The sequence below is a fragment of the Curvibacter gracilis ATCC BAA-807 genome (assembly GCF_000518645.1).
Lineage (GTDB): Bacteria > Pseudomonadota > Gammaproteobacteria > Burkholderiales > Burkholderiaceae_C > Curvibacter > Curvibacter gracilis.
Genome location: NZ_JADZ01000033.1, coordinates 26,794 through 44,291 on the forward strand (window position 1 = coordinate 26,794; position 17,498 = coordinate 44,291).

Here is a 17,498-nt window from a genome sequence, read left to right on the forward strand (position 1 = left end):
TAGCCAAGCTACCCATGAGTACCAAACCCACCCGCCGCCTGGTCGACCTGTCGATCTACCTGGAAAACGATGTGCTGTCCGACCCACCGCCGCTGGCGCCGCGCATCACCTACCAGACCCACGCCGACACCCTGCCCGAGTTCATGCACATGCTGCCGGGCACCGTGCCGGCGGACTACCCCGACGGCCAGGCCGCCGCGGCCGAGTGGGTCACCCTCACCACCCACAACGGCACCCACCTGGACGCGCCCTACCACTTCCACGCCACCATGGACGCCCGCCTGGGCGAGGCCCGGCCCGCCATCACCATCGACCAGGTGCCGCTGGAGTGGTGCTTCCAGCCCGGCGTGAAGCTCGACTTCCGGCATTTCCCCGACGGCTACGTGGCCACCGCCGCCGATGTCGAGGCCGAGCTGGCCCGCATCGGCTACAGCCTGCAGCCGCTCGACATCGTGCTGGTCAACACGCGCGCGGGCGAGCGCTACGGCCACAGCGACTACCTGAACGCCGGCTGTGGCATGGGCTACGAGGCCACCATGTACCTGCTCGAGCGCGGTGTGCGGCTGACCGGCACCGACGCCTGGAGCTGGGATGCGCCCTTCTCTTACACCGCCCAGCGCATTGCCGAAACCGGCAACAAAGCCCTGATCTGGGAGGGCCACAAGGCCGGGCGCGACATCGGCTACTGCCACCTCGAGAAGCTGCACCAGCTGGAGGTGCTGCCCCCGCACGGCTTCACCATCAGCTGCTTTCCGCACAAGATCCGCGGCGCCTCGGCCGGCTGGACCCGGGCCGTGGCCATCTTCGACCCGGTCTGATCCGCCTCTTTCCATCCGAACGAAGCTTCCGCAAAAACCCTCCACACGAACCCTCCACACGAACCCAGCGTCTGCACACCATGAGCACCACCCCCTCTTTCCCGCCCATCCACCGCGTGGTCACCGGCCACGACGGCCAGGGTCGGGCCATCATCAGCAGCCAGGGCCCGCTGCCCACCGTGGTGGCCATCGAGGCCATTCCGGGCACCGTCTTCCATGAGGTCTGGAGCACCGACGCCAGCCCCGCCCGCGTGGACAACGGCGCCGATCCCACCCTGGGCGCCCTGCGCCTGCCGCCGCCGGCCCAGGGCACGCGCATGCGCTTTGTCGACATCCCGCCCGACACCGCCGACTACCTGGCCACCGGGGCCGGCCGCATGAAAGAGGCCTTCACCCAGATCGGCGACGCCGCCGCCTCCACCGTGGCCGCCGATTCGCCCCACCCCCTGATGCACCGCACCGAATCGGTGGACTACGGCGTGGTCATCGAAGGCGAGATGACCCTGGTGCTGGACGACTCCGAGGTGCTGCTGCGCCCGGGCAGCGTGGTGGTGCAGCGCGGCACCAACCACGCCTGGGCCAACCTCTCGGGCCGGCCGTGCCGCATGTTGTTCGTGCTGGTCGATGGGCACTACGACGCCGACATCGCGCGCGGCCTGGCCGGCCGCGCGGCCCACGCCGCAGGAGCCGCCTGATGCATGTGCTGATCACCGGGGCGGACGGCTTTGTGGGCGCGGCGCTGGTGCGACGCCTGTTGCAGGGGCCGCCCACAGGGGCAGGGCAGGGCGGGGCCGGGCAGGGTGACATACGCCTCACCTTGGTTGACCGGCATTTCCGCCAAGGCCCGCCGGGGCCCCAGCATCGCCACTACACCGGCAGCTTTGCCGATCCGGCCTTGCTTCAGCATCTGTCGGACGACCCGCCGCAACAGGTGTTCCACCTGGCCAGCATGCCCGGCGCCCTGGCCGAGCGCGAGCCCGAGGCCGGTATCCAGGCCAACCTGCTGGCCACCGTGCAGCTGCTGGAGCACCTGGCCGGCCTGACACGTCAGGGGCGCCAGGGGCGTACATCGCCACCCCGCGTGGTGCTGGCCAGCTCGGTGGCCGTCTACGGCGCCCTCGGGCCCGAGCCCGTCACCGAGCAGCAACTGCCCCAGCCCGAGCTCAGCTACGGCGCCCACAAGTGGATGAGCGAGCTGCTGCTGGCCGATTTCAGCCGCCGTGGCGAGCTGGACGGCTGCAGCCTGCGCCTGCCCGGCATCGTGGCCCGCCCGGCCACCGAGAGCGGGCACGGCTCGGCCTTCATGAGCCAGATCTTCCATGCCCTGCGCGAGGGCCGCCCCTACGAGTGCCCCGTGTCGCCCGAGGCCAGCGCCTGGTGGATGTCGCTGGCTTGCTGCCTCGACAACCTGCTGCACGCGGCCAGCCTGAGCGCCTCGGCCATGCCGGCCTCGCGCTGCTGGCAACTGCCGGTGCTGTGCCTGCCGGTGGCCAGCGTCATCGAGGCCACCGCCCAGCGTCTGGGGGCCTCGGCCGCTGCGCTGATCCAGCACCGCCCCGACCACCGCATCGAAGCCCTGTTCGGCCGCCAGCCGCCGCTGCTCACGCCGCTGGCCGAAGCCGCAGGCTTTGTGCACGATGGCTCGGTGCAGGGCCTGGTGGCGCGGGTGCTGGCGGCTGATGTTTGAAAAACGCAGAAAAGTACAGACGAAAAAATACCCCTGCAAGAGGGGTATCTTTTCAATTCACAGGCCAGAGGCCTGTTGAGAATCAGTAGCTGTTGCCGCCGCCGTAGCCGCCGCCGCCACCGCTACGGCCACCGCCGTAACCGCCGCCGCCGCCACCACCGTAGCCGCCACCACCGCTGCGGCCACCGCCGTAGCCGCCGCCACCACCACCACCGCCGAAGCCACCGCTACGGGGCGGGCGGGGTTCCATCGGGCGGGCTTCGTTCACAGTGATGCTGCGGCCACCCAGGGATTGTTCGTTCATGCCGTTGATGGCGGCTTGCGCTTCAGCGTCGCTGCCCATTTCGACAAAGCCGAAACCCTTGGAGCGACCGGTGTCACGTTCCATCATGACCTTGGCGCTGGTGACAGTGCCGAATTCGCTGAAAGCTTGTTCCAGATCGTTGTCACGAACCTGATAAGGCAGGTTGCCGACATACAGTTTGTTGCCCATTTTGGGACTCCTAAAAAACACATTGACAAAGCGATGGAGTCCCGAAAAACGCACACATCAGACGAAAACCTGGCCATTCACCGCAAATTGCTTGGATAAAAAATCCGCGCCAACCGATTAAACGCGCATACGGCTCCAAAAAACCGTCAAGCAGGGGTCGCACCGCTCTTTTTTTTTCATTCCCTGATTTTCAACAGGGTTTGTGGATGGAAAAAGACGAAAACGCACGGAATTGGGGCCATTCGGCCTGAAATCGCCAAGGTGCGCGCCCTGCAAAGCCGCCGTCTTGCTGGCTTCAGGCAGTCAGCATGGCCCCAAAGGCCCCCTGTCCGGCCACCGTCACCACCGGAAACTCCAACCCTTTGCTCACCTGCATGGTCATCACCTTGATGGTGTTGGCGGTCGGGTCGTCATCGCCTGAGCGGTGCGGCATCCTGGTTGTTCCAGGGCCTGTGCCCATTGGTTGATCGGCTGCCCCTCTGCGCAGGGCCCCTATCGTTGAGAAGCCCACAGTCCTCCCTCGTGGAGCCGCCTAGCACCGAAACAAGCAACTCCCAGCAAACCCAAGAATTTTGATTGGCCAATGATAAATTTGACAGCGATGCTTGTTTAATAAATAATTATGATACAAACATCATGGGGATGCTAGAAATGGCTTTTCATCACATATCCGTTCGGGCCAAGTTGTACACAGCTTTCGGTGGCTTGGCGGTTCTCGTGCTCATCGCGTCAGGCATCGCCATCAATGCACTGCAGGATGCCAACCAGGCATTTGAGTCGTTTGTGAGCGGCATCAATGCGCGGGCCGCGCTGGTCGATCGCATCCACTCGGAGGTGAACGCCCGGGCGATTGCGGCCCGCAACCTGGTGTTGGTCACCAAGCCTGCCGACCTGGAACTGGAGAAATCTGCCGTCATCCGGGCCCATGAAGCGATCCAGAAGGATCTGGCAAAAATGAAAGAAATGGTGGCGGGTAAGGAGGTGCCCTCCACCGTCAAGGCGCTGGTGGGTGAGATCGAGAAGGTTGAGCAGGCCTACGGTCCGGTCGCTCTGGCCATCGTGAAACTGGCTGCTCAAGGCAAGCGTGACGAAGCCATCGCCAAGATGAACGATGAGTGCCGCCCGCTGCTGGCGGCACTCATCGAAAAGGCGGACGCCTATGCCCAAGCCACAGCCCAGCGATCGGAGGCCATGATCAAGGAGGCCGAAGAGCACTATCGAAGCCAGCGCAATGGGTTGCTGGTCGCGTGCCTGATCGCTTTGGCGACGGCCGTCGTGGCTGGGGCCTTGATTGCGCGCAGCTTGGCTCGGGCCTTGGGGGCCGAACCCGGGGCCTTGGGGGAGGCGGCGCAACGGGTCGCGAGGGGAGATCTGAGCCCCGTGGTCGGTGCCGAATCGGCGCCATCGGGCAGCGTGCTTGAATCCCTCGGTGCCATGCAGCAAAGCCTGGTGCAGATCGTCAGCCAGGTGCGCGGCGCCTCGGACTCGATTGCGACGGGATCCTCCCAGATTTCAGTGGGCAATACTGACCTGAGCCAACGAACCGAAGAGCAGGCGAGTGCGCTGCAGCAGACGGCCGCGACCATGGACGAGTTTGGCACCACGGTGCGCCACAACGCAGACAGCGCCAAGATGGCCAACCAACTGGCTCACAACGCCTCGGATGTCGCCAGCAAGGGGGGCGCCGTGGTCGCCCAGGTGGTGGACACCATGAAGGGCATCAACGACAGCTCCAAGAAAATCGGCGACATCATCGGCGTCATTGATGGGATCGCCTTCCAGACCAACATCCTGGCGCTGAATGCGGCCGTGGAGGCCGCACGAGCGGGGGAGCAGGGGCGCGGCTTTGCTGTGGTGGCCTCGGAGGTCAGAAGCCTTGCAGGCCGCTCAGCAGAGGCGGCCAAGGAGATCAAGACACTCATTGGTGCGAGCGTGGATCAGGTCGAGCGAGGCACGCTCCTGGTGGATCAGGCGGGCCAGACCATGGACGAAGTGGTGTCCGCCATCACGCGGGTGAGCGATATCGTGGGTGAAATCAGCTCGGCGAGCTCCGAGCAGAGCTCGGGCGTGACGCAGATCGGCCAGGCCATCAATCAGCTCGATCAGATGACGCAACAGAATGCGGCATTGGTTGAAGAGAGTGCCGCCGCCGCACAAAGCCTGGAGCACCAGGCCCAGCAACTGGTGGCTGCGGTATCCATCTTCAAGCTGGCCCATGACCAGGAGCGCCTGACCCAGTCGGAGCCCCGGAAGCCCGTACCGGGCCCCCATGCCTTGAGGGCAGCGCCGGGTCAGCCCAAGCACCCACCCGCCTTGAAGCCAGTGCCCGAACTGGCGTTGGCCAAAACCAAAGCAGCAGCGCCGAGCAGCTCTGCCAAGGCGGCACCTGACGATCAATGGGAGAGCTTCTGAGTGCCTCTGTGTGCCTCTGAGCGCTTCTCACCCCCTTCGCCCATCCCGCGCAGGCCAGGCCTGGCCCGCGATGCCTTGGGGTGGACACAAGTTGCCCATAAAAAAGAGAAATTCAATGCGAATCAACGAACCCGTGACGCAGCGCGAGTTTGACTTCCCTGCGGACGCCACACTCATGTCCACCACCGATCTGGACAGTCGCATCACCTATGCGAACAGCTCATTCATCTCGGTGGCAGGCTACACCGAGGAGGAGATTCTGGGTCAACCCCACAACCTGGTGCGCCACCCCGACATGCCCAGGCAGGCCTTTGCTGACATGTGGGACACGCTGAAAAGCGGTACCGCATGGACAGGGTTGGTCAAGAATCGGCGCAAGAACGGGGATCACTACTGGGTCCGTGCCAATGCCACGCCGATCGTGCGCTCGGGCCAATGCGTGGGCTACATGTCGGTCCGAACCAAGCCCACGCGGCAGGAGGTCGAGGCCGCCGAGTCGCTGTACCGAGAATTTCGTGAAGGCAAGCGCCAGGGCTGGAAGATCTTCCGCGGGGCCTTGGTGCGCAGAGGATGGCGCTCCTGGATGTCCTGGAACCAGACGCTCTCGGTTCGGACGCGCACCTGGTTGCCCCTGATCCTGTCGGTGCCTGCGGTGGGCGTCGCTGCGCACCTCTGGGGGGCACAGGCCCAACACACGGGGGCGATCATGTTGGGCGCATTCGTGCTGCAGGCCCTCGTGGGCTATTGGCTGGAGACCCAGCTGGTGAGGCCGCTGGCTGCGTTGGGGCACCATGTCAAGGCCGTGGCCAGCGGTGCCACCGAAAGCCTGCAGATGCAGCGGATTGACGACATCGGTCTGATTGCGCGGTCCGTGAACCAACTGGGCCTGATGTTCCGCTGGATCGTGGACGATGTGGCCTCCCAGGTGGGCACGGTGGACCACGCGAGCGAGGAGATCGCCACCGGCAACATGGACCTGTCCGATCGAACCGAGCAGGCTGCGGCCGCGCTGGAGGAGATTGCGGCGTCCGTTTCCAGCGTGAGCGAGATCGTGCACCAGAATGCCCAAGCCGCAGACCAGGCCGCCCGTGCGGCCCAGGCGGCGGCGGTGAGCGCCGACGATGGTGTTGCCGTGGTCCACGGCATGTCGCAATCCATCCGGGACATCTCGGACTCCTCCAGGAAGATCAGCGAAATCACCAGCCTCATCGACAGCATTGCGTTTCAAACCAACATCCTGGCCTTGAACGCGGCGGTGGAAGCCGCCCGGGCCGGTGAACAGGGGCGAGGGTTTGCGGTGGTCGCGTCCGAGGTGAGGGCCCTGGCGACCCGTTCGGCAGCGGCAGCCAAGGAGATCCGCACCCTCATCGATGCCAGCAGCACCAACGTGGCCGTCGGCGAGGAGCAGGCCCAGTCCGTCGCCAAGGCCATTCAGAGCATTGCCGACGCGGTGGCCCAGTCCCGAGTGTTCGTGACCGAGATCAGCCAGTCATCGTCGGCGCAGTCGACGAGCGTGGCCCAGATCGAAGAGGCAGTCTCTCACCTGGATCAGACCACCCAGCAAAACGCGGCCCTGGTCGAGCAGTCTGCGGCGGCAGCACAGAGCTTGCAGGACCAGTCCAGGCTCCTGGTGGCCGCGGTATCGGTGTTCCACGGGTAATCAAATCACCAGGGCGGTACCCGAAGGCACGCTGCCGGCGTGGAGGCCGCCCTCAACCCCGCCCGAATCACTCTTCCCCGCGCGTCGCGAATGGCCTTGGTGGTGTGGCGCCTCACCCCACCACGGGGCGGGTGAATCTGAAAGCTTCCTGGTGGCTGTTCCGACGCATCGCGTCAACCTGGGCATCAACGCGCGCCGCTGCGCTGCTCCAAACGCAATCGTGCAACCCTGCAGCCCTGCAATCGCCAGCCGCGGGGCCTTGTGACGCCAATCACCTGGACCTGAAAGCCCAGAAAACCAAGCAGGGGGCGCCCCTCATGGCGGCATCACTGTCACGCCCGCCCAGTAACATGTTGTCGACGCTGCCTTGCACTGCAGTGCCGACATTTTGTTATTCGAGTCTTTTGCCGGCTGATTGCCAATGTTTCATTTATCCGTTGATTTGCCGACTGTGCTGCTGCTGCAGGTGTCGTCACTGCTGGCAGGCGCCATGGGCATTTTCAATTTGCGCAGCCGCAGCCAGCGCCACCCCGGCCTGGGTTTTCTGGCGTCTTGCTTCCTGATGCTGGGCTTCGGCGGCGTCATCGCGGCCATGGGCGAGTTCAATGTCTTGCCCGATGCGCTGTGGACGCATTTGACACTGGCCATGGGTTGCGCCGGCTACGCGCTGATGTGGATGGGGGCGTCTGAACTGAGCGGCGGCCCCTGGCGTCGCTATCAGAGGCTGGTGGCGGCGATTCCTGTGGGGTGGATCCTGGTCGGGCTGATCACCCAGTTTCCGCTGACCAACACACCGCGTGCGACTGCATTTCATCTCAACGCCTGCTTCTTCCTGATCTGGTCGGCCCTCATCATCTGGCGAGACCGTCATGCCGATCCACTGCGTTCCAGAGGGCTGCTGAGCTTGACCATGCTGAGCAGTGGTGTCGTCTACGGCGTGCTGGGCGTGTGCATGCTGAACGAGGGGGCCCATGAGCTACCCGTCGCCGAGGCCTTTTTCCTGCAGATCATTTTCAATTTCTGCATCGTCTTGTGGATCATGTCCCTCGTCAATGAGCGCACGGAGTCCAAGCTTCGCCACGCCACCGAAACCGACGAACTCACTGGCGTGGGCAATCGGCGCTACCTGACGAGTCGACTCCCTGAATTGGCCCATACCGGGTGGGCCCTGGCCGTGCTTGATTTGGACCACTTCAAGCGAATCAATGACAGCCACGGTCACGATGCCGGGGACCGCGTTCTCGCTGCCTCTGCCGCTGCGCTGAAAACAGAGTTGCGCGACTGTGACACCCTGGTTCGCCTGGGCGGTGAGGAGTTCGCGGTCTTCCTGCCGGGGGTCAGCAAGGACAACGCCCGGGCAGTCGCGGAACGTCTTCGCGGCGCAGTGGCCGGCCAAACCATCGACACCGGTGCCTCGGGCCACTGCACGGTGACTGCCAGCATCGGGCTGGTCTGGGTCAGCACCCCAGGTCAGCCTTGGAGCCATTGGCTCAATCTGGCCGACCTCGCCTGCTACGAAGCCAAGCGCCGTCAGCGCAACTGCGTCGTTTTGCACGAAGGCTGATTCCGCTTCAACCCTGCCGCTACCAATGGCTCAGGGGCGCGTGGCGCCGGGCAAGACGGTCGCCTGCAATAGCCATTCATGCGGCCGCAACGCCCTCAAGCTGCCGCGAGGATTCATGCGGGCTCACGGCCCGGCCACCGAGTGCCGGCACGGCGGCGCGCAGCTTGAAGATGCCCACGGTGTGCAACAGACTCTTCGATTGCTCGTCCAGGGAGCTGGCGGCTGCGGCGATCTCCTCCACAAAGGCCGAGTTCTGCTGCGTGCTCTGGTCCATCAACCGGATCGCTTCATGGACCTGATCGATGTTCAGGCTTTGCTCGGACGAGGAACTGGCGATGTTTGCCGTGAGTTCGGTCACCCGTTGCACGGAGGCCTGGATCTTCTCAACCAGGGTCTGGACCTGTTGCGCCTGTTGCGCCCCGTCCCGGATGTGCGACACCGAGGAGGCGATGACGTTCTTGATGTCCTGGGCTGCGCTGGCCGAGCGCTGGGCCAGGTTGCGCACCTCTGCCGCCACCACGGCGAAGCCCCGCCCCTGCTCGCCGGCGCGGGCGGCTTCGACGGCCGCGTTCAAGGCCAGGATGTTGGTCTGGAAGGCGATGCCTTCGATCACGCTGGTGATCTCCGTGATCTTTTCCGAATTGCCACTCAGGCTGTCCAGCGTGTTCTTCATCTGGTGGGCGGCTGTCCAGCCCTGTTGCGTGATGAGCTGTGACTCCGCTGCCAGGCCACAAACCACCTGGGCCCGGCCGGCATTTGTTTTGACGGCCTCGGCGACCTGGCTCATGCTGGCCGAGGTCTGCTCCAGGGCCGCGGCCTGCTGCTCCGTGCGGGCAGAGAGGTCCAGGTTGCCGGCCGAGATCTCCTGTGTCGCAAGGCTCACCCATTCGGTGGCCGTCCGGATGCGCGCCAGGGCTTGTTCCAGGCTGTCCAGAAGCCTGTCGAAGGCTTTGGCCGAGGTGCCGAACTCATCCGGCCGCGGGCTGTTGGCGCGCATGCTCAGGTCCAGCGACTCGGTCAGGGCCTTGAACTTGAGGCCCTGCCGGTTCAGGCCGCCACAGATGACCTGGTAGAAGTGGTGGCCCGCCACCAGACAGATCAGGATCGAGACCCCTTGCTGGGCGCGGTTGAAGGTGCCCACGAACGCCCCGTTGGTGGAAGCGGTCGTGGTGTTCGCCAGCAGGTCCGCCAGCAGGCCGGCGATCTGCGTCACGATCAACAGCCCGAAGGTGAGCACGATCTTGGCTCGGATGGTGAGGCTCATGTCAGCACCTGGGGGCGTGAACGAATGGCAAGGCGGCCATGGTGGGGGGGCGCTGTCGTGTCACTCAGGCCCGGCCAAGACCGACCGGCTTGCGGGAGGTCATTCTTTGCGCCACCCAGAGGGCCACGGCAGCCAGCAGAATCGGGGCCACCGGCAGCAGCAACCACTGCGGGGCGGGCAGTTCGCTGGCCACAAAGGCGCCCATCAGGCCCGGGCCCAAAACCGATCCCAGGCGGCCGATGGCGGCGCTCCAGCCAATCCCTGCCGTGCGCAGGGCCGGGGGGTACAGGCTCACCGCCAGCGCAACCTGTCCGATGGTGCCCGCGATCAGGCAGGCACCCACCACCACGATCAGCGCCAGCAGCAGGCCTGGCGTTGCGGCCAGAGACCAGCCCAGCACCAAGGCGACGGCACCCAGCAGCGAGCAGGCCAGCAGGATCTTGCGCACATGGAAGCGGAAGCTCAGCGGGATCAACGCCAGCGCGGCCACCACGCCACCGATGCCCATGGCCGCCGAGCCGAAGGCCACGCCGGAGGTGTCAAAGCCCAAGCGATGGAGCATGGACGGAACCCAGAAGGTCAAGGCATAGACGGCCGTGAAAATCAAAAACGAAAACGCCCACAGCAGCATCGTCTGGGGTGCCAGGCCCGCACCGAACAGGGCGCTGACCCGCGCGGCGTGAGGGTGCCCTGCAGAGCCTGCGGTCGCCATGCCGGCCGGCGCCGGTGCATCGGCGGGCAGGTGCGCCCAGAGTGCTGGCAGCAGCAGCAAGGGGGCGATGCCGCCCAGCAGGAACACCGAGCCCCAACCCCAGCTCAGGATCAGCTTGCCGCCGATGGCGCCCCCCAGCGCGGCGCCCAGGGAGAGGCCGGACGTCACACCCACCGTCACGGATTCTCTGCGCTCCGGCGCAGTGCCCTCCACGGCCAGCGACACGACCGCCGGGATGGCCGCGCCCAGGCCGATCCCGGACAGCAGGCGGATGGCGGCCAGAACGGGCACCGACCCGGCCAGCGCGCCCAGGCAAGAGCCCAGCGCAAACAGAAACACCGAACCGAGCACGATGTCGCGGCGCTGCAGGCTCACCGCCAGTCGACCGCTGAGGGCATAGCCCAGGGCCGCGCCCAGGCTGGTGGCCACGAAGACCGGGGTGAAGGCCGACAACGGAAGCTGCCATTGGGCCGCCAGGGTTGGGACGACAAAGCCGATGGAGGTCGTGTCGAAGCCATCGACCAGAATGGTCAGGAAGGCTAGCAAGCTGATCTTGCGCATGGGGTACTCCGCAGAAGGGGATGGGGGTCAGAGGTCAGGGCGAGCCGGTGCCGTGGTCAGGGTGTGCCGGCCACCTGCTGCAGCGCTGTGCGGGGGGCGAAGTGCAGGCGCTGGATCGGCCGATCCGCTTGCACCGCGGGCCAGTCGGGCAGGGTCTCGGCTGCGGGGCGCCCATCGCGGATGAAGCCCAGAAAGGCCTGCCGCATGGGGCGGGAGATCTGCTCGAACGCCTCTTCGTCCAGTCCCCCCAGCATCGGCGCTGTCGCAAAGGCCTCGCGGTTGCCGAATACAAACGGCAGTTCGATGCAATGCGTGGCGCCCAAGGCTTCACCACCGGGCGTGTGGTCAAAGCGGTAGACGTAGGCGCCACGCCCGGCTTCGGCCGCCTGGCGCGCCCACAGCAAGGACGGGGTTTCAAACACATTCTGGGTCATGGCATCGTATGGGCCGCGCTCAAAGAACGCCGTCGATTCATCGCGTGTGGTGCCGATCATCACGTCGACCCGGGTGGCTGCTTGCGCCAGTGCGGCCTGGAGTCCGGCCGGTGTGGGCAGCAAGGCGCCATCGGCCACCGGAACAAACGGTGGCGCCACGTCGCCCGCCTTGGCCTGGTTCTCGATGAAGAATTTGGCTGCAGCGCCCTGCGCCGCCATCAACTGGCCGGGCAGCAAGGCCGACTGCAGCCGGAAGGGCTCCAGCGAGCGCGCATAGGCCGCGGCCATGGGGGCGGCGTCCTGGGGCGTGCCCAGTTCCAGGCCCAGGGGCGCACTCATCATGATGGCGCGCTGTACCGGCAACTGGGGGTAGGCACACAACAGCAGCGCAATCGAGAGCCCGCCAGCCGATTGCCCCATCAGCGTCAGCTGTTCCGGGTTGCCGCCAAACGCCGCGATGTTGTCCTTCACCCACGACACCGCCAGGGCCTGGTCCATCAGGCCCAGGTTGCCGGGCGAGACGCCGGGGCCGCACAGAAAGCCCAGGGCGCCCAGGCGGTAGTTCACACCCACCACCACGATGTCGCCTTCGCGGGCCAGCCGGGCGCCGTCGTACCAGGGCAGGTCGCCTGCACCCGTCATGAAGGCGCCGCCATGCAGCCAGATCATCACCGGGCGCCGTTTGCCATCGGCCGCCGGGGTCCACACGCTCAGGCGCAGACAGTCTTCGGAGGCCGGGCTCTGAAAGTCCCCCATGACCCGGCTGAGGCGGGAGGGCGCTTGCAGCGAGATGGCGCCCGCTGCGCGGGCCTGTGCGGGCGGGGCATCCGTCGGCACCGGGGCCGGCCGAGGTGCGGGCGGTTGAAAGCGCAGTGCGCCCACCGGGGCTTGCGCGTAAGGCAGGCCTCGGAAGGCCTGAACACCTTCCAGGGCCAGGCCTGCAAAGGTACCGCAGGGGGCGTGGGCAATGGGATGGTCAACAGTCGACATGGAATAGAGGCGTGGTGTGTGGTGGAGGTGTGTGATGGAAAAATCGCCCGGCCCGCAAGGGCCGGCTGCATGAGATTCAGAAGGTGTGCCGCAGGCCGACCAGCACCGAGGTGCCGGGGTTGATGCCCGTGACCCGGTCACGCAGCAGCGCCACATAGACGTCGGTGCGTTTCGACAGCCACTGGTCATAGCCCACCGACACCGTGGTGCGGGCCAGGCTGGCTTTGGCGCTTTGTGTCTGGGCGGTGTGTGCCACGGAGAACAGAACCCGCCCCGGGCCTGCGAGCACGGAGGTGCCGAGCTGCGAGGTGTTCAAGCGGGCTTCGGCCCCGCTGGCCGCATCGATGCGTGACTTCAGGTTCTGGGCATACAGCTTGGCCGGCCCCAGGTCGTAACTGGCCCCGGTCTGGACGTTCTGCACGCTGCTGGCTGTGATCAAGGGGCGTGCCGCGGTGGCCAGCGGGGCCACGGGGGCGCCCCAGTTCATGCTCATCTGGTCCATCTTCTCGTAAACCAGCCCGCCGTAGAACGCCCCGTGGGTGTAGCTCAGGCCCGCCGTGTTGCGCTTGCCCGTGGTGCCGCCCTGGGCCAAGGCGCTTTGAACGGTGAAGCGCCAGCCGCTCATGTCGGTGCTCGTGAAGGCCATGCTGTTGGACCAGGCCGAATCGCTGCCGCCTTCACTGGTCATGAAGGGCTGGGTCGCGCTCGGCAGGTAGGTGTGCATGATGAATGGCCCCAGGGCAGACGCCGAACCGAAGGGGTTCAGTTTGATGGCCATCAGAAAGCCCGGCGTCACGGCACGCCCCAGCTGAAGCACGCCCCAGGGGTTGGAGAGCCCCACCCAGGAGGTGCGGGCCCAGTAAGAGTCTGCGCTGCTGCGCCCCGCCGAGCCGTTGTTCACCTGCATGAACGACTCCATCTGCGAGAGCGCGCCCCAGCCGCCGCCCAGGTCCTCCTGGGTCTTGATGCCCCAGAACGAGGTGGTCATGGACCCGTTGAACACACCGGCCGTCTTGGCGGCCCCTGCCAATTGCGTGCTGCCCGTGCTGACGTCCAGCAAGCCATATATTTGCGCCTGAGATTGCGCCTGGGACGGGCTGCATAATCCACCAAGAGCCGTGCCGGTAATGATTCCCAGAGTCAGTTTTTTCAGAGGGTATTGCATGGTTTGTTTTGTGAGTGGGGGTGACGGCTGAATATAGTTTCAGTATTTGCCAAGCGTCGATGGGGTTTCGTGGAACGCTCCGTCTCAAAACAAACCTGTCATTTTCTTGAGATGTTGGGCACTTTGTCTGGCATGGCTTGTCGCCCTGGTTGGGGTTTTCTTATTGGGGTTTTCACGCAATTTGCAGCCCTGGAAGTTCTTTTTCGGGCAGTCTGGTGTACGCTCACGACGACCCCGCAAGCCGCGCCAACTCAGCAGATGGCCAGCATCAGCCCATGAAAACGGCCTTTCTCGGGCCCTGAATCCGGGTCATCCCTGATCGGCCTGGGCTCAAGCGGCTTCTGATGGCCGAGCATCAGTCAGGGCCACCCGGTGATGGATGTCGCATATTGGGGCAGAAGGTGCACGATTTTGGAATGCCGCGTCATTCAAATAAAAGAATCTGCGCTGATTTGGTGCGCTGATTGCGCGTTCAGGGTGGTTTTGAATGATTTCCGGCATTTTTCGGTGGCACGAATTTGGCTCGGTGTTTTTGAATATGGCGGGATATTCCTGTTGATCTCGGAAGCCCGATTTTTAAAATGCTCTTATTGGAATTGAACGTACATGAATGAGCAAAATTCCGTGCTGCATCACCGCCTGTGTGGCGCATTCACCGATGTGTCCGGCGCTCAGGATTGGATGCGGCGGGTCTGCGGCCCGCATGATCTGATGGTGCAGCCAGGGCGTTCACTGCGGTTTGTCCATGCGGGAGACCGCCTGGGCGCCCTGTCCACCGCCATTGGCTGCATCGAATACGGGGCCGATGTGCGCATCGGCATCAATGACAGCCGTCCTCTGGACAGCTACAGCATCAGCCTGCCCTTGATGGGCGATCAGGAGCTGCGCCTGGGCGGTGCCGTGTTCGGCTCCGACCCCGAGCACGGCCTGATCATCGACCCCTCTGCCTACCAGGAGCTTTCGATCAGCGGCGATTGCCGCAAGCTGCTGGTGGCCATCGATCGCGGCGCCATGCGCACGGCCCTGGAGCAGATGCTGGGCCGGCCGGTGCATTCAGCTATCACCTTCGAGCCCAGCATGGCGCTCGACCAGGGGGCGGCGCTGACCTGGTGGCGCTGGGTGCGATTGCTGTGGGAGGACATGGGGCACAACGGCAACCTCATGCACTACAACGGTCTGGCCCAAGGGGTCGAAACCTCCTTGATCCGCGGTCTGCTGAGCTTTCAGCCGCACAACTACTCGGCCGAGTTGGCCCGCCAGGGTTCGCCAGAGCTGCCCCGGCATGTCGAGAACCTGAAGAGCACGTTGATGGCGCGCGCCCGTGAAGAGGTGGATGTCGACGCCCTGGTGTCTGCCCAGGGGCTCAGCCCGCGGCGCATGGTGGCCGACTTCCGCACCCACCTGGGCCTGACGCCGATGCAGTTCCTGCGCCAACACCGCCTGCAGCAGGCGCGCCTCGACATCGTCCGCAACGCCTCCACCCGTTACATTTCGGAAATTGCGCTGGCCTGGGGCTTCAGCCACCTGGGCCGCTTTGCCGAGGCCTACCGGGAGGCCTTTGGCGAGTCGCCATCGGCCACGGCAGAGCGGCACCGGGCCAAGTCCTGAGGCCTGGCGCCGGTCCGCTCAGCGCAAAGCCTCGGTGCTGCCATCCACCAAGGCCTGCAAGGCCGGCTTGGCCCATTGCAGAAACTCTTGCCCCGCCAGGCTGAGGCGGCGCCGCGAGGGGTACAGCGCATAGATGGTCATGGGCGCCAGTGACCAGCGTGGCAACACCCGGCATAGGCTGCCTTCCGCCATGCACGGGGCTGCGAGGGCCGTGGGCAGCCGGGTGATGCCCAGGCCGGCGATGGCCGCTTCCTTGACGGCCAGCAGGTTGTCGGTCACGAAGCGCACCGACAACCGCAGCTCCTCGGTGCGGCCTTGCGGGTCTTGCAAGGTCCAGCAAGTCTGGGATTCGCCCGAGTTCCAGCCGATCGAATCCAGCCCGGCCAAGGCCGAGGGCTCATCGCTGCTTTCCCTGCCCTGCAGCAGCTGAGGCGAGGCATACAGGCCATAGGGCGCCTGGACCAATTGCTGGGCCACCACATCCGAGTCGGGCAGCGCCTGGGAGCTGGGGTGGATCACGATGTCGAAGTTCTGCGCCAAGGCCTCGGGCGTGCCCCGGGTGGTGCTCAGGAACAGGCGCACGCGCGGGTACTGGCACCCGAACCTGACGGCCACCGAGCACACCAGCAGCGTCGACAGGGCCATGGGGCAGGCGATGCGCAGATCCCCGGCCGGCTCCTTGGCGTTGTCCTGCGCCACCGAGACCGCTGCATGGGCCGCCTCGCGGATCTTGATGCCTTGCTCGAACAACTGGCGCCCGATGTCGGTCACCTCGAAGCGCCGCGAATTGCGCATGATCACACACACGCCCAGGCGATCTTCCAGGGCCGACACGCGCCGACTCATGCTCGACAGCGGGATGCCGGTGCGCTCGCTCGCGGCCCGGTAGCCGCCGGACTCCACCACTTCGACCAGCAGCAGCAACTCCTCGACCGTGGCCATCAGGCCGGGCGCGTTCTTGGCCAGGTCGGTGCCGCCGGATTTTTCTTTTGCAGCCATGGGGTTCATGCAGAACATACCGGTTGACGGACCGTCCGCGCCAAGCGTCGCCAGGCGCGTTCACTATAGGGGGCAAACAAGCCTTCGCGCAATGCAGGGCGCCAGGGCGCCCTGCATTCATGCGCCCGGCGTGAAGCGTTCGATGTGAAAGCCGGCCGGTTGGCACGGTGCGGCGGCCAGCCAGTCGTTCAGGGCCTGCACCATGGGTGGCGGGCCGCAGACATACAGGTCCACATCGCCCTGGTTCAGCATGGCCGGCTGCAGATGCGTGACCAGATGCCCACGCAAGCCCTGTGTGGATTGCGGATCCGACACGCACACGGTGAGCGTCAGCTGCGGCAAGCGCTCTTTCAAGGGGCTCAGCAGGTCCAGCACGGGCAGGTCCTGGTCGTCGGCCAGGCCCAGCACCAGGTGGCAAGGCGGCGCCTGCTCCGGCGCCTGGGCCAGCAGCTCCAGCATGGCCAGCATCGGGCCCAGGCCCGTGCCACCGGCCAGCATCAGCAAGGGCCGCTGTGCGGGGCGCAGGTAGAAGCCGCCATAGGGCGCGGTCAGCTTCAGCGTGTCGCCCACCTGGGCCGTGTCGTTCAGCCACTGGCTCATGCGCCCGTCCGGCAGCAGGCGCACCAGCAGGTCGACCTGGCCGGGTGCGCGCACCAGCGAGCTGAAGGAGTAGGCGCGGCTGGCGCTGCCGTCGGGCAGCCACAGGCGCAGGTACTGGCCGGGCAGAAAGCGCAAGGCCATCAGATCCGGGTGCTCCAGCGTCAGCGAGACCATGCGCGGGCCCAGGCGCCTCAGCGCACCGATTTGCACCGCCTGCTCCAGCGGCTTGTGCAGGCAGGCCGATGCGTCGATGGGCACGTGCACCACACCGCTGGAGCGCGGGCGCATCTGGCAACCCAGGGCCCAGCCGAGTCGGGCGTCTGCCGCGCTCAGCGCGTCTTCGGCGCAGTCGCCCGGGTCGTAGCTGCCCGATTCCACCTGGCAGCGGCAGGTGCCACAGGCCCCCTCCCGGCAGTCCACCGGAAAGCGCACCCCCTGGCGGATGGAGGCATCCGCCAGGGTCTCGCCGGAGCGCACCTGGATGAAGCGTGTGGCACCGTCTTCAAAGCGAAGGCCAATCTGATGTTCCAT

The 17,498-nt window shown here is 65.6% G+C and carries 14 protein-coding genes and 1 pseudogene; 7 read left to right on the plus strand and 8 right to left on the minus strand.

Translation table 11 applies throughout. The annotated features are described in order from the left end of the window. Window positions 1-14 precede the first annotated feature (14 nt). From L880_RS0121460 to L880_RS0121470, 3 genes are all read left to right on the plus strand, one after another. Window positions 15-818, plus strand: coding sequence for a cyclase family protein (locus L880_RS0121460; protein ID WP_019577379.1), 804 nt, complete (start codon window positions 15-17; stop codon window positions 816-818). 80 nt (window positions 819-898) lie between these two features. Then, window positions 899-1,513 carry a cupin domain-containing protein gene (locus L880_RS0121465; protein ID WP_027477427.1) on the plus strand — a complete coding sequence of 205 codons (615 nt, stop codon included), beginning with the start codon at window positions 899-901 and terminating at the stop codon, window positions 1,511-1,513. Then, entirely contained in the window at window positions 1,513-2,505 is a 993-nt protein-coding gene (locus L880_RS0121470) for an NAD-dependent epimerase/dehydratase family protein (protein WP_027477428.1), read from the plus strand. The genes L880_RS0121465 and L880_RS0121470 overlap by 1 nt, the downstream gene beginning before the upstream one ends. 94 nt (window positions 2,506-2,599) lie before the next feature. On the opposite strand, the pseudogene L880_RS0121475 reads toward L880_RS0121470, so the two are convergent. Further along, window positions 2,600-2,998 (minus strand): annotated as a pseudogene (locus L880_RS0121475) (RNA recognition motif domain-containing protein); the annotation flags it as partial. 295 nt (window positions 2,999-3,293) lie between these two features. Beyond that, window positions 3,294-3,431, minus strand: coding sequence for a hypothetical protein (locus L880_RS35825; protein ID WP_157463014.1), 138 nt, complete (start codon window positions 3,429-3,431; stop codon window positions 3,294-3,296). A 218-nt stretch (window positions 3,432-3,649) separates the two neighbouring features. Between L880_RS35825 and L880_RS0121485 the strand changes: the two genes are divergently transcribed. From L880_RS0121485 to L880_RS0121495, 3 genes are all read left to right on the plus strand, one after another. Next, complete coding sequence (locus L880_RS0121485) at window positions 3,650-5,410, plus strand: methyl-accepting chemotaxis protein (RefSeq protein WP_027477430.1); 1,761 nt, start codon at window positions 3,650-3,652, stop codon at window positions 5,408-5,410. Window positions 5,411-5,525: 115 nt separating this feature from the next. After that, the gene (locus tag L880_RS0121490) at window positions 5,526-7,070 is read left to right on the plus strand and encodes a PAS domain-containing methyl-accepting chemotaxis protein (protein WP_027477431.1); all 1,545 of its coding nucleotides are present in this window, start codon (window positions 5,526-5,528) and stop codon (window positions 7,068-7,070) included. 421 nt (window positions 7,071-7,491) lie between these two features. Then, window positions 7,492-8,634, plus strand: a complete 1,143-nt coding sequence (locus L880_RS0121495; protein ID WP_043330191.1) for a GGDEF domain-containing protein — start codon at window positions 7,492-7,494, stop codon at window positions 8,632-8,634. Window positions 8,635-8,710: 76 nt separating this feature from the next. Here L880_RS0121495 and L880_RS0121500 read toward each other — a convergent pair whose 3' ends face one another. From L880_RS0121500 to L880_RS0121515, 4 genes are all read right to left on the minus strand, one after another. Next, window positions 8,711-9,898, minus strand: a complete 1,188-nt coding sequence (locus L880_RS0121500) for a methyl-accepting chemotaxis protein (RefSeq protein ID WP_027477433.1) — start codon at window positions 9,896-9,898, stop codon at window positions 8,711-8,713. A 64-nt stretch (window positions 9,899-9,962) separates the two neighbouring features. Next, the gene (locus L880_RS33085; RefSeq protein WP_051443496.1) at window positions 9,963-11,171 is read right to left on the minus strand and encodes an MFS transporter; all 1,209 of its coding nucleotides are present in this window, start codon (window positions 11,169-11,171) and stop codon (window positions 9,963-9,965) included. Between the two features lie 56 nt (window positions 11,172-11,227). After that, entirely contained in the window at window positions 11,228-12,595 is a 1,368-nt protein-coding gene (locus L880_RS33090) for a carboxylesterase family protein (RefSeq protein WP_051443497.1), read from the minus strand. A gap of 76 nt (window positions 12,596-12,671) precedes the next feature. After that, window positions 12,672-13,760 (minus strand): porin, encoded by a 1,089-nt coding sequence (locus L880_RS0121515; protein ID WP_084461512.1) that lies wholly within the window; start codon window positions 13,758-13,760, stop codon window positions 12,672-12,674. Between the two features lie 606 nt (window positions 13,761-14,366). Here L880_RS0121515 and L880_RS0121520 point away from each other — a divergent pair. Then, window positions 14,367-15,368, plus strand: coding sequence for an AraC family transcriptional regulator (locus L880_RS0121520; protein WP_051443499.1), 1,002 nt, complete (start codon window positions 14,367-14,369; stop codon window positions 15,366-15,368). 18 nt (window positions 15,369-15,386) lie between these two features. Here L880_RS0121520 and L880_RS33095 read toward each other — a convergent pair whose 3' ends face one another. Both L880_RS33095 and L880_RS0121530 read right to left on the minus strand, forming a co-directional pair. Further along, window positions 15,387-16,367, minus strand: a complete 981-nt coding sequence (locus tag L880_RS33095) for a LysR substrate-binding domain-containing protein (RefSeq protein WP_051443500.1) — start codon at window positions 16,365-16,367, stop codon at window positions 15,387-15,389. A gap of 117 nt (window positions 16,368-16,484) precedes the next feature. After that, window positions 16,485-17,498: a 2Fe-2S iron-sulfur cluster binding domain-containing protein gene (locus L880_RS0121530; RefSeq protein WP_027477436.1), complete on the minus strand. Its 1,014-nt coding sequence runs from the start codon at window positions 17,496-17,498 to the stop codon at window positions 16,485-16,487.